Origin of the sequence: Pseudarthrobacter phenanthrenivorans (assembly GCF_036455295.1) — a bacterium.
Classification (GTDB): Bacteria; Actinomycetota; Actinomycetes; order Actinomycetales; family Micrococcaceae; genus Arthrobacter; species Arthrobacter phenanthrenivorans_C.
Genome location: NZ_JAYXNX010000012.1, coordinates 73,934 through 88,198, shown reverse-complemented (window position 1 = coordinate 88,198; position 14,265 = coordinate 73,934). Strand labels below are relative to the sequence as shown.

At 65.2% G+C, this 14,265-nt stretch carries 9 protein-coding genes; 4 read left to right on the top strand and 5 right to left on the bottom strand.

All coding sequences use genetic code 11. The features are described from left to right. Window positions 1–38 precede the first annotated feature (38 nt). The 3 genes from VXJ37_RS15680 to VXJ37_RS15670 are packed head-to-tail and all read right to left on the bottom strand — an operon-like array spanning window position 39 to window position 3,146. Complete coding sequence (locus VXJ37_RS15680; RefSeq protein ID WP_331323959.1) at window positions 39–1,337, bottom strand: glycosyltransferase family 2 protein; 1,299 nt, start codon at window positions 1,335–1,337, stop codon at window positions 39–41. Continuing rightward, window positions 1,334–2,335 carry a glycosyltransferase family 2 protein gene (locus tag VXJ37_RS15675; protein WP_331323958.1) on the bottom strand — a complete coding sequence of 334 codons (1,002 nt, stop codon included), beginning with the start codon at window positions 2,333–2,335 and terminating at the stop codon, window positions 1,334–1,336. The genes VXJ37_RS15680 and VXJ37_RS15675 overlap by 4 nt, the downstream gene beginning before the upstream one ends. Next, the gene (locus VXJ37_RS15670) at window positions 2,328–3,146 is read right to left on the bottom strand and encodes a glycosyltransferase family 2 protein (RefSeq protein WP_440589824.1); all 819 of its coding nucleotides are present in this window, start codon (window positions 3,144–3,146) and stop codon (window positions 2,328–2,330) included. The genes VXJ37_RS15675 and VXJ37_RS15670 overlap by 8 nt, the downstream gene beginning before the upstream one ends. 517 nt (window positions 3,147–3,663) lie before the next feature. Between VXJ37_RS15670 and VXJ37_RS15665 the strand changes: the two genes are divergently transcribed. The 4 genes from VXJ37_RS15665 (at window position 3,664) to VXJ37_RS15650 (ending at window position 11,234) form a co-directional block, all read left to right on the top strand. Next, complete coding sequence (locus VXJ37_RS15665; RefSeq protein WP_331323956.1) at window positions 3,664–5,904, top strand: PKD domain-containing protein; 2,241 nt, start codon at window positions 3,664–3,666, stop codon at window positions 5,902–5,904. A 308-nt stretch (window positions 5,905–6,212) separates the two neighbouring features. Then, a complete protein-coding gene (locus VXJ37_RS15660) occupies window positions 6,213–8,900 on the top strand; it encodes a LuxR C-terminal-related transcriptional regulator (RefSeq protein WP_331323954.1) in 2,688 nt (895 codons plus the stop codon). Between the two features lie 173 nt (window positions 8,901–9,073). Further along, the gene (locus VXJ37_RS15655; RefSeq protein WP_331323952.1) at window positions 9,074–9,733 is read left to right on the top strand and encodes a NeuD/PglB/VioB family sugar acetyltransferase; all 660 of its coding nucleotides are present in this window, start codon (window positions 9,074–9,076) and stop codon (window positions 9,731–9,733) included. Window positions 9,734–9,776: 43 nt separating this feature from the next. After that, window positions 9,777–11,234, top strand: coding sequence for an oligosaccharide flippase family protein (locus VXJ37_RS15650; protein ID WP_331323951.1), 1,458 nt, complete (start codon window positions 9,777–9,779; stop codon window positions 11,232–11,234). 69 nt (window positions 11,235–11,303) lie between these two features. On the opposite strand, the gene VXJ37_RS15645 is transcribed toward VXJ37_RS15650, so the two are convergent. Further along, the gene (locus tag VXJ37_RS15645; RefSeq protein WP_331323950.1) at window positions 11,304–12,308 is read right to left on the bottom strand and encodes an aminoglycoside phosphotransferase family protein; all 1,005 of its coding nucleotides are present in this window, start codon (window positions 12,306–12,308) and stop codon (window positions 11,304–11,306) included. Further along, on the bottom strand, window positions 12,295–14,229 hold the full coding sequence (locus VXJ37_RS15640) for a hypothetical protein (protein ID WP_331323949.1): 1,935 nt from the start codon (window positions 14,227–14,229) through the stop codon (window positions 12,295–12,297). Before VXJ37_RS15640 ends, VXJ37_RS15645 begins: the two co-directional genes overlap by 14 nt. Window positions 14,230–14,265 lie beyond the last annotated feature (36 nt).

Here is a 14,265-nt window from a genome sequence, read left to right as displayed (position 1 = left end):
GCGGGCCTCCGCGACCAGCACACCTGCTGACTGTTGCCTTAGCTGCCCGCGGCCCTGCGCGACTGCAGATATTTGTAGGGTCCGAACGCCACAGCCAGCAGCTGCAGCCAGACGAGCCTGGCGGCCTGCGCCTCAAGGGACCCATGGACCGGGGGGCCCTGGAGCGCCGGCTGGATGGCATGCGCGCGGTGGTTAAGGAACTCAAGGCCCACCCCCCAGCTCCTGGCCAGCGCCAGCCTTGCCGTCCGGGGATCCATCATGACCTTGGTCATCCATGCCCCCAGCCCGTTTCCGTAGCCGCGGGCCTGCACCCGGAGGTCTTCAAGCCCGTCCCTGTGGCGGTGCCAGACGATGGCCGCCGGCTGGACCACCAGGGCGTGTCCTTCGAGGATCACCCTGGTGAACATGTCAATGTCCTCGCCTCCTCCGGTTGGGGTTCCGACCCCCAGTGCGGGATCGAAACCACCAAGGCGGAGGGCTGCCTGGCGCCTCAGCGCGAAGTTGGCCCCCGTCCCGAAGGCTCCGGGGCTGAAGGGAAATTTCGGAAGTCCGGCGGGTGGGTCTGCCAGCGAGTAGACCTGCGGAACCAGGCTCCGTGACCAGCTGACCTTGGAGTCGAAGTAGCCCTGCGCAGGTGTCCGAAGTTCCCCCGCCGGAACCAGCCCCGTCACGCATGCCGCGCCCGGGACAGCATCGAAAGCCGCCGCGATTTCCCGCAACCAGGACCTGTCCACCACCACGTCATCGTCCGTAAAGGCCACGAGATCTCCCCGTGCGTGGCGGAGGCCGGTATTCCTGGCGTGGGAGAGGCCCGGAACGGGTTCCGTCACCAGCCGTACCCGCAGGTCCCGGAACTCCTGGCACACCAGTTCTTCGGTGGCGTGCGTTGCCGGCGCGTTGTCCACCACGACGACATCAAAATGCGGGTAGTCCAAGGCGAGGATGGTCATCAGCGCACCGCGCAGCTGCTCGGTGCGATCCCTCGTGCACACCACCACCGTGATGTGCGGAGCGGCTACCGCCGGGGGGAACGACGGAACTGGAGGCAAGGCCGCCAGGGCGTCCTCGAAGACAGCCCGGTCCACGATTCCCGCCGGCGACGGCACATCGACAAATCCCCGCACAGCCCCCGACGCGCGCACCAGCAGCCGTGCCCGTTCGTATCCAGCATGATTCTCCAGTTCAAAGCGGGAGCAGTCCGCAAGGTCCTCCAGGTCCACCGACCCGATCCACCTTGCCCCCGGCCAGACCGGCGGCAACCGGGACTCCATGGCGGGCACCAGGATCAGTGCCTCGCCCCGGAGCTCCTCGAGCACCTGGCTGGCGCCTTCGCTCATTGGACTTCCCTCCACTGGCCGGCCGGGACCAGGACCTGGCCCTCTTCTTCGGGGCCGGTCCAATGCTGGAGGCGGCGTCCCTGGAAGTATCCGGCGGCCGTGCAGGCCAGGACCGCGATTACCGCACCAGCCCGGCCCAGCCCATCGGCGCTGCCCTCGCGCCCCCAGGATTTGAGGCCGGTGAACACCGCACGGGGAAGCACGCTGCGGACATAGCGGCGTTCCGGTCCCAGTGCCCGTTTGTGGCCTACCAGCTGGCTGACCTGCGCTTTGGACAGGCCCTCCGACCACGACCTGGACAGCATGTAGCGCCACGTTCCGCGGGAGGCTGGCACGTGGTGGTGGACCAGTGCCGCGGGTTCATAGACAATCCGGGATCCCGGCATTCCCATCCGCGAGCGGATGCAGATTTCGGTCTCCTCGCATCCCAGCGGCAAGGTGCCTTTGCGGCCAAGGGACTGGTTGAAGCCACCCACCTGCAGCAGCACCTCAAGCCGGAAGGACATGTTGGCGCCGATGACGTTGCGGACCTCCGATGCCACCCGGGGCAGGCCGCGGTGGCTGCAGCCGACGATCCAGTCCAGTTCCTCGGCGAAGTAGCCTGGACGGCCGGATTCCCAAAGGGGGACAACTTTCCCGCCCACGGCCAGGACGTCGGGGTCGTCGTACAGCGCAACCAGCCGTTCCAGCCAGTCCGGCGCGGCCTCGGCGTCGTCATCAAGGAAGGCGACGATGTCCGATTCAGCGAGTCCGACGCCGGTGTTCCGGGCCCCGGACAAGCCCGGAAGGCCTGTGCTCTCGACTACGGCAACGTCGTCGACGATCTCGACGAGCCGCTCGTACAAATCTTCGTTGTGGTCGATGACAACCAGGACCTGGTCCGGAGACAACGTCTGGTTGCGGACGGATTCGATGACGTCCAGCAGCATGCCCCACCGCTCGGAGGTGTAGGCACAGATCACCACTGTCACGGACAGCGGCTTGGCACGGTCAAGCATGCTGCGTCACCGCCGATGCCATCCGGGTTTCCTGCGGTTTCACTGCCGGCGCGAGGACACTGTGCGGATCCACGGGGAGCCTTGGGAACCGGACGTTGGAGTAGGTGTACTTCACGCGGCGAAGCGCTTCGGGCCGGGCACCCGCCGTGGGCGCCTCCCAGAGCGTGCATTCCCGGGCCAGCGTATGCAGCACCCGCCACCCGTCGCGGAACGTCTGGAGGTTGGATGCCCCGGAGATCCGGTCCAGCTCAAGGCTTGGTACCTCCGCGATCCGGAGGCCCCCCCTTGCGGCGCGGACAATGAGCTCGGTTTCGATCTCAAAGCCGTCGGACTGCAATTCAAGGACCTCCAGGCATTCACGCCGGAACGCGATGTACCCGTAGCAGAGGTCGGAGTAGTTGCTGTGCAGAACAGCGTTTGCAAGCCCGGTCAACGCCCTGTTGCCGGCCTTCCGCAACCGTGTCAGGTCCTCGGACCCGCCACCGGTTACGTGCCGGGAACCCTTGACGAAATCGAAATCGTGCTGGAGCGGGGCAACAAACCAGCCAATCTCCTGCGGGTCCATGCTTCCGTCCGCGTCCAGCATCACGATGATGTCCCCGGTCGCGGCCGCAAAGCCGGCACGGAGTGCCACACCTTTGCCTTTCCGGGTCTCGTTAACCACCACCACGTCGGCACGCAGTGCTTTGGCCACTTCTACGGTGTTGTCCTGCGAACGCCCATCCACGATGATCACCTCATCGACATAGGAGGGCATCCGGCGAAGAACCCAGGGAAGGTTCTTTTCCTCGTTCAAGGTGGGGATCACCACGCTGATTGAGGCTTGTGGAGATAAAAGTCCCGGCTCCGAGAACAGAGCTGGAAGTTGGGGCGAAATCGACAATTGCCTCACCACTTCATGACAGTTCGGATTCTTGACAATGCCTGCCGGCCATTTAGCCGCGGCATCAACGCTTAATCCGGTCATGGGTCTGGTCGCTGTCCCCCAGCAACCCATCGCCAATCCTCTGGCCGTTCCGGAAGACTACCCCCTACCTAATCCGGGTATCACGAGTAGTAGGTACTCGCTTTTTACCTAGGGTTCACCCCTATTGGGCAAGTAAAGGGCTCGGGGATGGTGGAATTCATTAGGTATAGGGGATTGCGTAAGACTGAAAAAGCGTTGGGTAGGGGATGCGGAAAACCGCTTTTTAGGTAAGCCACCTGCATTGCCCCCTCAGGAGTCCAGGCATACGCTTCTCGGTACTTGGGGGCTGAAGGGCTGTTGTGGACTGGGCCAACGGGCGGACGTTCCCCCATTTTGTTTCCTATGCCCCAGGAGTTCACTTATGAAGCTCAGACGCAGCCATTTTCTCAGCCGGACGGGCCAGGCCCTCGGCGTTGCCCTGGTCCTTGCAGCCTCGGTCCTCGGGGTGCCCAATGCGGCAGTGGCCGACACCGTTTACGGCACCCAGAGCATCGCCTACTCAGGGGTGTCCAATCCGCCAACCTCGGACAAGCCACAGAGCAAGCTGTGGTTCAATGACGGCTCCTGGTGGGCGGATATGTGGAAGTCCGGAACAGGCTGGAGTATTTTCCGGCTGGACCGGGCAACCAAGACCTGGGTGGACACCGGAGTGGTCAACGACACCAGGGGCACCACCCTGGCGGACACACTGTGGGACGGATCCCACCTCTACATTGCTTCGCACGTCGTGACCATCACCGGTGACGGGACTCCCAAGCCATCCCTCTCCGGCTCACCGGCGAAGCTCTACCGGTACAGCTATGCGGCCGGCAAATACACCCTGGACAGCGGCTTCCCCACCACCATCACCAACAATTCCAGTGAGTCCATGACCATTGACAAGGACACCACCGGCAGGGTCTGGGCCACCTGGACACAAGTCGCGGGGAACTCAACGTCGGGATTTACCAACACGGTATACATGAACGCCGCCACCAACAGCGGAACCTCGTGGGGAACTCCGTTTGTCCTTCCCGTCAGCAACCCGCACCCTGCTCCCGACGACATCTCGGCTGTGGTGGCCTTCGGCAACGGCCAGGTGGGCGTGATGTGGAGCGACCATCTGGCGAATACGGTCTGGTGGGCAACGCACAAGGATTCGGATGCCGCGGCGTCCTCCTGGAAAGTGCAGCCGGCCCTGCGCGGGAACGGCCAGTCCGATGACCACCTGAACCTGAAGACCCTGCAGGCCGACACCAGCGGCCGGGTCTTTGCGGCGGTCAAGACGAGCCTGAATGACATCTCCAGCGACAAGACCCTGCCGCAGTTGATCCTCCTGGTCTTCAAGCCCGGCACGGGTGCGTTCACGCAGTCCACCATTGCCGCGACCGGCGACTGCGTATCCCGTCCGCAGATCGTGCTGGACACGCAGAACAACCTGGTGCGGGAGTTTCACACCGCGCCGCCCACGTCGGTTTCGGGCTGTGCCTATTCCGGCGTAGCGGGCAGCATCTACGAGAAGACCGCGTCCATGGACAACCCTGTCTTTGGGTCCGGACGCGGAACGCCGATCATGCAGGCTGCGTCGTCGTCGAACATCAATGACGTGACCACCAGCAAGCAAAGCGTGAACAACACCACCGGGCTGGTAGCCATGGCCAGTGACAACGTGGCCAAGCGCTACTGGTTCTCGGACCGGCCGCTGGGCACCGCGCCGCCCGCGGGCCAGGCACCCGTTGCTTCCTTCACCGCCAACCCCGCCTCGGGCGCCGCGCCACTGAACGTCACCTTCACTGACACCTCCACGAATGCGCCCACCTCCTGGGCATGGGATTTCGGTGACGGCGGCACATCCACCGCTCAGAATGCCACCCATTCATACACGGCGGCCGGCACCTACACGGCCAAGCTGACGGCGACCAACAGCAGCGGCTCGTCCTCGGCAAGCACCACGATCACGGTAGGGACGGCCCCGCCCCCGGCCACCGGGGGAATCACCGTGGTGAACTCCAGCACGGCAAACTCCGGAACCGCCGTGACAACTGCGGCTTTGCCGGTTCCCGCCGGCACCGCTGCGGGGGACGTCCTGGTTGCGGCCATCACTACGGACCTCAACCCGTCCTTGACCGCCCCGGCCGGCTGGACGGCAATCGTCAACGGCCAGTCGATCAACAGTTCGTCCACATCAGGGGCACGGTCGTTCGCGTACTACAAGGTAGTGGGTGCCTCGGACCCGTCAACGTACAACTGGACCCTCAGCTCCGCGGCCAAGTGGGGCGGCGGCATCACCGCCTACCGCGGCGTCAACAACACCACACCACTGGACAGTTCAGTGGTTACCGCTGCCGACACCAGCTACTCGGCCACCAGCATCACGGTGGGCAGCGTTACGACGGCAACCAACGGTGCCATGCTGATCGGCGGAGTGGCATGTGACTGCAGTTCACCGGTGGTGACCCCGCCTTCCGGCTGGACCGAGCGCTGGGAGGCTGCGGCAGGGCAAATTGCGGAGTTGGCGGACAAACCGCAGCCGACGGCAGGCGCCAGCGGAACAGCCACCTGGACCCTTAGTGCCGCCCGGGCCGTGGCGGCCTGGCGGACGGCGCTCAAACCGGCCGCCTAGCAGGAACGCATAACTAAATAGCAATTGAACAGACAACTGAATAGGGAGGGGCTCCGGCCAGCCAGTACATGGCAGGCCGGAACCCCTTCCTTTAAGGCTGAAGAGCCGGTGGAACCGGGTGCCCCTGGCAGGACTTGATCGATGACAGGGTCCAATCTTGATGCAATCCAGCGGCAAGGGTGTGGTGTGTCGGCTGGTTGCCGGACTATATTCGCATGTACGGCAAACCCCGCTCTGGGGGAGCGGGAGCCGGAACATAACCGGCAGTGCAAGAATGCGGTCTCCTTCTTTGACGAATTGGGGACGCCATGCCACTTATCGGCCGAAGCAAAGAACTGGACCGCATCCTTTCGGTCATCCGTGGTCCGAAGGACACCGCACTGGCCGTGATCGGCCGCGGGGGCATCGGTAAAACGGCCCTTCTGTCAGAAATTCCCTCCCTCTCCGATTACCGGACGGTTTTCCTGGGCGCCACTGCAGCTGAATCGGACTGGGCGTTGTCAGGAATCACGGCACTCCTGTACGACATGGACGATCCGGTCCTGAGTCGGATTGGCGATAAGCTCCTGCAGGACACCACCGGGGCCATGAGCGTGCCCACTGTCTCCAGCATGCTAATCAACGGACTGCACCAGCGGTCCTCTTTTCGCACCGTTGTTGTGATAGACGATGCCGACCAACTGGATGCATGCAGCCAGGCAGTGCTTGGCTTCATGGCGAGGCGTTTGACCGGAACGGACATCGTCCTGGTTGCCGGCGTCCGTGAGGATACCCCCGAGAGCCCGTTCAGCGGCCTTCCGGCCCTGCGTCTTGGCCCTCTGAACTACAGCGACACCGTCCGGATGCTGGAGGGCGTCCCGGCCAAGAGGACCACGACGGCGGCAGTGCACGCCGTTGCCGCAGCGGCCGGGGGAAACCCGCGTGCCGCCGTCGACCTTTACGGACTGCTGCTGGACCGGCACGCCGAGGGCAAGTACGCCCTGCCCGTCCCACTGCCCTCCAAGGGCAGCTTTGACGCCGAGTTCGGCGCAGCCGTAGGCGCGTTGTCCTCCGGTGCCCGCAACGTCCTGGAGTTGCTCTCGCTGTCATTCCGCAGCGACATCTCCACGATCAAGGAAATTGACCCGGATGTGTGGACGAGTATCGAGGAGTTGCTGGCTGCCGGCATGGTGAACCGGTCCGGACCGCATCTCATGGTTAGGGACCAACTCCTGCGGGGATTCGTATTCTCGGCCATGTTGCCGGGAGTCCGCACTGCCAATCACCGCGCCTTGGCGGAAGCAGCCAGGGGCACCGACCCTTCCGCGTACAGATGGCACCTGAGCTACACCGCCCTGGACCGGGACACCCCGTTCCAGTTGCTCCGCCATGCTGAAGACCTGGTCCGTGACGGCGAAGTGCCCTTCGCGGTGGAATACATCGAGCGCGCCCTGGCCATCAATCCGTGGGAAGCGGAAACTGCCGCGCGCCTTACCGGCGTGGCCGAGCTGCTGTTTGACCACGGCCAGTTCGTCTACGCACAGCGCTATCTCGAATGGGCGCAGCGGGTGACCCGTGACCCCGCACTGACCCTGCGGCTCATGGGGTTGTCCTTCAAAATCCAGTTTGCCCAAGGGGCAGCGGTCCGCTCCAGCACGGTGCTTCGGCTTATCAAGGACTTCGGACCGGAGGACCCCTCCTATTCCGCCGGCCTCCTGGCCACATGCGCCCTCTACTATGCAGAACGGTGGGAACTTCAGGAAGCCTTGGACCTCCTGAAGCAGGGCATCACATTCCAGGGTTCGGCTTCCACGCACTCCCTGGCCATGGCCGACCATGCCAGGCTGCTGATCGATGCCGTCAGCGGTGACATGGGGGCCCTCGGGCGGAAGTACGAACAGACCAGGACAGCGGGCGTTGCCGGCCTCCTGGTGCGCGGCCGGGCCCTTACTTATGCAGAGCACTACGAAAGCGCCCACGAAGCTTTTGCCCTGGTGCGCAGTTCGGCCGAACCGGGACACCATAACTGCCGGGAAACGGCGGCCTTCCTGGCTGTGGACAACGAAATCCGGGCCGGCAATGTGCGTGCGGCGATCAGGCTGATTGACGAACTCGAACGGTCCGAACCTGAGCTTGCCTACCATCGGGGACGGCTTCACCTCTTCCGGGTTTGGCGCGCGCACTCCCTGGGTGATGACGCACAGGCCCGAGTCGCAGCAACGGAGGCGCACCGGTGGGTCGCGGCAGACAGTCACCCGGCCCTCATGGCGCAGCTTGCCGCCTGCCAGGGCCACTTCGCACTGCTGCGGGGTGACCTGGCAGATTCCGTGGCCCAACTGTCCCGGGCTGCCGAGATCGGCATGCAGTTCGGCAACCCCACCCTCCTGCGCTGTGAGGCAGACCTGGTGGAGGCACTGATCCGGCTGGGCCGCCACCACGAGGCTACCCAGGCGTTGCTGCGCCTGGAAAGCCGCTCCGTGGGGCTTCGGTCGGCGTGGCTGATGATGGCTGTGGCCCGCAGCCGCGCGATGCTGGCAGACGGAGAGCAGTCACTCCAGCTTTTCAGCCAGGCCGTCGAAACGAGGAACGGGCACAGGTTGGAACGTGCCAGGACGCTGATGTGCTACGCGGAGCGGCTGCATGCTTTTGGAAGGCTGCGCGACTCACGGGATGCGCTGCTGAGGGCAAAGGTCATGCTGGACGAGGCCGGGGCGGATGCGTGGACCCAGCACGTGGATGCCCTGCTTTTGGACGAACGCATGGAGCCTGTCCGCCCGCAGGGCAATCCGGCGATGCTGCTGCTTAGCGACCATGAGCGGGCCTTGGCCAAGATGGTGGCGCGGGGGATGCGCAACAAGGAAATTGCCGCCACGTTGTACGTCTCCGTCCGCACAGTGGAGGTTCGGCTGACGGCCATCTACCGGAAACTCGGCGTCGAGTCCCGGGCGCAGCTGACGGCCCTTGCCGCGGGCAAGGGGACGACTGCCGCCGAGCCGTATGTCCTGCCCGTTCTGTAGGCCAAGGCTGCCGAGGCAAAACCCGCAGTTTCCACACTTTAGGCCTGCCAGCCACACAAAAACCCAAGGCCTCCCCGTCAGGGCTCCCGGTGTGGCTAGTTTGGCACACACCGGTGAAACCCGGGACGGGAAGGAGCAACCATGACAGTGCTGCCAGCGGGCAAGGCCGGTGTATGAGTGAACTGATTCTGGTGGGCGCCAGCGGACTCGCGCGGGAGGTCTTGGCGATGGTCCGAAACAGCGGGCAATACGACGTTGTGGGCATGCTCGACGATGACAGGGAAATGGCCGGCGTCTCGGTGGACGGGGCTCCGGTGCTGGGCACGGTAGAGGACGCCCGCAGGTACAACCACGCCTTCATGCTGGTGTGCATGGAATCCGGGCGGCAAAGGGAAACGGTAGTGGACCGCCTTGAACTGCTGGGCATCCGGGAGACGCGCTACGCCACGGCAGTGGATCCCTCCGTGCAGTATCCGGAGGGCTGCGCGGTGGGCAGGGGCAGCATCCTGTTCCGGAACGTCACGCTCACTGCCTCCGTCACCTTGGGATGCCACGTGGTTGCGATGCCGTCAGTGACATTCATGCACGACGACGACGTGGCGGACTTCGCCACTTTCGCTGCGGGGGTGTCGCTGGGCGGCGGAGTCCGGATCGGCCGGGCGGCCTACCTGGGGATGAATTCGAGCGTCCGTGAACGGACCTCCGTGGGAGCCTACGCAACCGTGGGAATGGGAGCCGCGGTGTTAAGCAATGTTCCCGAGGGAGAGACCTGGATCGGTGTCCCGGCGCACGAGATCGACCACGATGGATATGGATGGGGAGGCGTGCGATGACGTTCAGGTACGACATGCGAAGACTTTCAAAGCCGGGTGTGCCATGGCAGTGACGCAGGCACCGGGCAACCTGGCACGGGCCGGTCTGCGCGGCGCGGTTTGGCAGGGACTGGCCTTCGTTTCCGGGAAGGCAATGGTGCTGGTCACCACCGTGGTGCTGGCCCGGCTCCTTTCACCGAAAGACTATGGCCTGGTGGCCCTTGCCTTGGTCCTGATGGCATATGCGGAGACCATCGCGGATGCCGGAGTTGCCCAGGCGCTGGTCTACCTGCCGCCCACCGGCATCCTTGCCCGGTCCGCCCTGCTCATTTCCGTGGCGCTCGGCGCGCTGCTGGCTTCCGTTGCCTTCCTTGGGGCTCCCGCTATCGCCACGCTTTTTGGCCTGCCTGCGGTGGTGCCCTTGGTGCAGGTGTTGGGACTTTCGGTGCTCGCCACCGCCTGCGGCGCGGTCCCGGAGGCCCTGCTGCGGCGTGACCTGAAGTTCAAGCAACTTACTGCGGCGCCCGTGATCCGTGCCGCCACCATGGGCGCGGTCACCCTGACGCTGGCTTTCTCAGGCCATGGGGCATGGTCGCTGGCCGTTGGCACCGCTGCCGGCTCCATGGCCTATGCCACCACCTGCTGGTTCCTGATCCGCCGTACGGCGCCCTGGCAGCTGTGGCGCGTGAACGGGAGCTCGCTCACGGCCAACATCCGGTACGGCGCCCCAGTAGCAGGCAGCAATCTGCTGGCCCGGTTGATTTTCGACGTGGATTACCTGGTGATCGGACTCCTCCTGGGCGCCCAGGCCCTGGGCCTGTACACCCTGGCATTCCGCCTCCCGGAAGCCCTCATCCTGAACGTCTTCTTTGTGCTGTCCACGGTCCTGTTCCCGCTCTACGCCCAGGTAAAAGGCGACCACCAGCGGCTCCGTGACGGCTACCTCAGAAGCGTCCAGATCCAGACCCTGTACGGGCTCACCACCGGAGTGGGACTGGCGGTGGTGGCCCCCGTCCTGGTGCCCGTGCTGTTCGGACCGCGCTGGGCTGACTCGGTGGTGCCCCTGGTGTTCCTCGCCCTCTACGCTGCGGCCCGTTCACTCGGTGCAGGCGCCAACGATGTCTACAAGGCCATCGGTCGCCCTGGCATCTCCATCCGTGTATCAGTGGTCCGGCTCATCATCCTTGCCCCGGTCCTGTGGCTTTCCGCCCGATGGGGCATCGTGGGTGTTGCCGCCGCCCAGCTGGTGGTTGCCGTGGTGTTCGCCTGCGGTATGCAGACGGTTGCTGCCCGGGTGATCGGGATCAGGAGCCGGCGCCTGCTGAAGGCGGCAATCCCGGGCTTGGCGTGCGGGGCCGCGGCAGCCGTGGCGGGGCTCGGGACACTGGCCCTTCCCGCGCTGGGAGCCATCCCCACTCTGATGCTGGTGGTGGTCACCGGAGTTGGCTTGGTCTACATCGTCCTGAGGTTCGGTTTCAGGGAGCTCCACGACGAGGTCCTGAAGCTGGCGCGGAAGGCCTGAGCCGCCGGCCGTGCGGGCATCCCCGGAAGAGGCGCGGGCGCAGCGACTAGGCGCCCCGCAACAGCAGGACTACGCTGCCCGCTCCACCACGTGGCGCCAGAGCCAGAAATCGCGGTCCGATTCAACCGCGGCCTGTACCGCCGTACTTCCTGCCGACATACTGTTTTCGCCCTCCAGGCGCAAGGCCAGGGTGGCCGCTGAACGCACCCAAGTGGCGGCCACCAGCAGCTCAACCAGGGCTGCATCCACGCCTCGGACCTCGAGGTGGGCAAGCAGGGGTTCAAGGGCCCAGCCGCCGCGGCCAAAGGCCTTCTCAAAGGCTGCCAGCTGCTCTTCCCGGGAAAAGGCTCCTTCGCTCGATTCGCTGAGGTACTGCAGGTAGAACACCAGATCGTGGCCCGGGATACCGTCCGTCCGTGACCTCTCCCAGTCAACGACCTGCAGACCGTCATTGTGTTTCAGGAAGAGATTGGGGTGGCTCAGGTCGCCGTGTTCCACCACAGCCGGCAGTCGTGCGTTGCGCAACGGGGCCAGGAGCTTATGCGTTCGGTCCATCAGAGCCGCCATCGCCGTCTGTTTTCCCGTCAGGGCGGCGAGTGCCTCCAGGGGTGAAGTGACGGTTCGCTCGTACCAGTGGGTGTTCTCCGCCGCCGTGAGGGGCAGCATGCGCACGAATTCGACCCCCGCTGCCACGGCACGCTGCAGATCGGCCGCCACCAACCGCGGATCCAGCGGTGTACCTGTCAGTGCCGTTTCCACCAAGACCGTGTAGGGTCCCACGTCCTTGCTGCCCACCACCTCCGGAACCCCGGTGGCGGAGCCTCCACCGGCGGACATAAGCCCCCGCAGCACTGACGCTTCATTCCGGACGCTCGCGTTGTCGCCGGGTTGCCGGGGAACCTTGACCACCAGCTTCGGTTCACGGCTGCCCGGCGCGAAGACAAGGGCCACGACGTGGCGTGACGTGGGGAACCTGGGCGTCAGCAGGATGCTTTCCCAGTCCGGGCCCACACCGAAGCGGTCCAGCCCGAAGTCCCGGTAGTGATCGCTGAGGAACGAATCAATGAATGTCACGGCCTGCCCCTGTTTCCGGCTTGCGGCCGGTGATCGTCCCGGACGGCACCGCAAAACTGAAGACGTGTGCCGACAGGGCGAGCCGGGCCGCGGCTGCCTTGAGGGTTCCAAACCGCACATCCCGGCGGAGAGCCAGGGTGTCCCTGATGCCGGCCTGCGACGAAACCGGGACCAGCCGTGCGGTGCGTTCCAGTGATGGTGCATTCCAAAAGATATTGACGTCCTCGAAACCGCTTCGCAGCAGCGCCCGCCGCCAGCCGTCCAGCGTCCGGGGCCCGGATTGTTTTCGGGCTGACCGTTTCGCCTGGACACAGATCCACCCCCCCGGTGCCAGGGAATGCGCCGCGCAGCGGAGGAGATCCTGGTCTGGGGAAGAGAGGAACACAACGTCGAACGGGCCTTCCCTGGGTTGGCCGCCATCCCGCCGGGGAGCGCTGCCTCTTGCAGGAACCGCGACGGAAAGCCTGGAGGCGGACGGGTCCAGGAGGCGGAGGGCCGCTTCGGTATCCGGGCTGACCTCGCCACCGTAACCCACCCTGCCGGGTTCCAGGCCGGGCAGCAGGAACCGCCAGTCAAGCAGCCGCCAGAGGTGCAGTGACAGGACGTCGGAAGGCCCTGCCGCGCTGCTGGATCCCGGTGTCGGGGCAGCGGGTGCCAGGTTCCGCCACAGGACGCCGGTGGCCGCATACTGGACGTCGTCCTGAGGCTGCGAGGCATCGATGATGCTGCTGTGTGGAAGCCTGGCCGCAAGCCGCCGGTACGCCTCCCGAAGGTCTTCCAGGACCTTCGGGGAATGTTCGCCCTTGCGGAGGAACATGACATCGCCGGGGACGTCCAGCACCAGCAGGATGTCCGGATCCGGGATGACTTTCATCGCCAGCGCATTGGTGACTTTGCTGAGGCGGCCTTTGTCCGTTCCGGGCAGCAGTACGTCGTAGGCAACCCGGTCCATGAGGACCACCTTGCCCATGGTGCTGTAAAAACGCGCCAGCAGTCCGCCCTTGGTAAGCCGGAACACCATTTTGATGGAGAGGCCGCCAGGAAGGGCCTTGACCCACTTATCAAACGGTCCTGCCCCCCACAGTCCCATGTAAACGTATTTGGTGGGCAGCGGGACATCGTCACGGAGACCGTGCAGCAGCGAGGTTTTCCCGGCTCCATCCGGCGCCATGACCCCGAGCACGGGCGCACGGCCCTTCAACCGGGCCCCCAACCGGCGCCTTCCCCTGTTCAGCGCGGCCATCCCCCATTGCCGCAGCGCCGCCACTGCCTTGCCTCCGCGCATTCCCCGTCCCAACGCGGGGATGCCCTCCCACTCCCCGGCCCGGACCGCAGCGATGACCCGGGCTGAGGTGCCCGGGCCCATCCGCCGGTCAATGTACTGCGGGATCGTTCCGCCGTCGGCGGCTGTGTCCGCCAGCGAACGTGCAAGCTCCCTCCGGGGAACCGGGATTCCGTCCTTGTCGAGGACCAGGTGCAGCAAGTGCAGCCAGGCCTGGTCCAGCCGCTCCGGCACCCAGATTGGGCCCCTCCGGACCCGTCGGCGCAGGCACCCCGCCGCCAACGACGTGTGGAATTGCTGGTACTTGCCAAAATCAATGCCGGCAACAATATCGAGTTTCAGCCAGTGCCGGTCCTGGCTGGAATAGCAGAAGTAGAACCGGTGGCTCCCCCGCCCGGCCGCCAGGACGCGGCGGAACCTGGCGGATTCCATGACCGCGTCCAGGCGTGGAAGAAGCCGCCGGTCCACCAGGATGTCCACGTCACCGGTGGGGCATGCCAGCTCATCACTTCCCCTGAGCAGCAGCCAAGGCAGTCCGCTCCTCTCCAGCGCCGTGAAGGCCGGGGCAAGGACAGGATGGATGGCGGCGTCCACGCCGGTGCCGTCCGCGGTCGCCGGGTAGTTCTCAACTGCATCCACGAGGCCCCCTGCAACCCATGAGCGATGACTCTGTCC

Coding starts and splice junctions, on each gene's coding strand:
- VXJ37_RS15680 (WP_331323959.1), bottom strand. CDS start 1,337: ATGAGCGAAGGCGCCAGCCAGGTGCTCGAGGAGCTCCGGGGCGAGGCA.
- VXJ37_RS15675 (WP_331323958.1), bottom strand. CDS start 2,335: ATGCTTGACCGTGCCAAGCCGCTGTCCGTGACAGTGGTGATCTGTGCC.
- VXJ37_RS15665 (WP_331323956.1), top strand. CDS start 3,664: ATGAAGCTCAGACGCAGCCATTTTCTCAGCCGGACGGGCCAGGCCCTC.
- VXJ37_RS15660 (WP_331323954.1), top strand. CDS start 6,213: ATGCCACTTATCGGCCGAAGCAAAGAACTGGACCGCATCCTTTCGGTC.
- VXJ37_RS15655 (WP_331323952.1), top strand. CDS start 9,074: ATGAGTGAACTGATTCTGGTGGGCGCCAGCGGACTCGCGCGGGAGGTC.
- VXJ37_RS15650 (WP_331323951.1), top strand. CDS start 9,777: ATGGCAGTGACGCAGGCACCGGGCAACCTGGCACGGGCCGGTCTGCGC.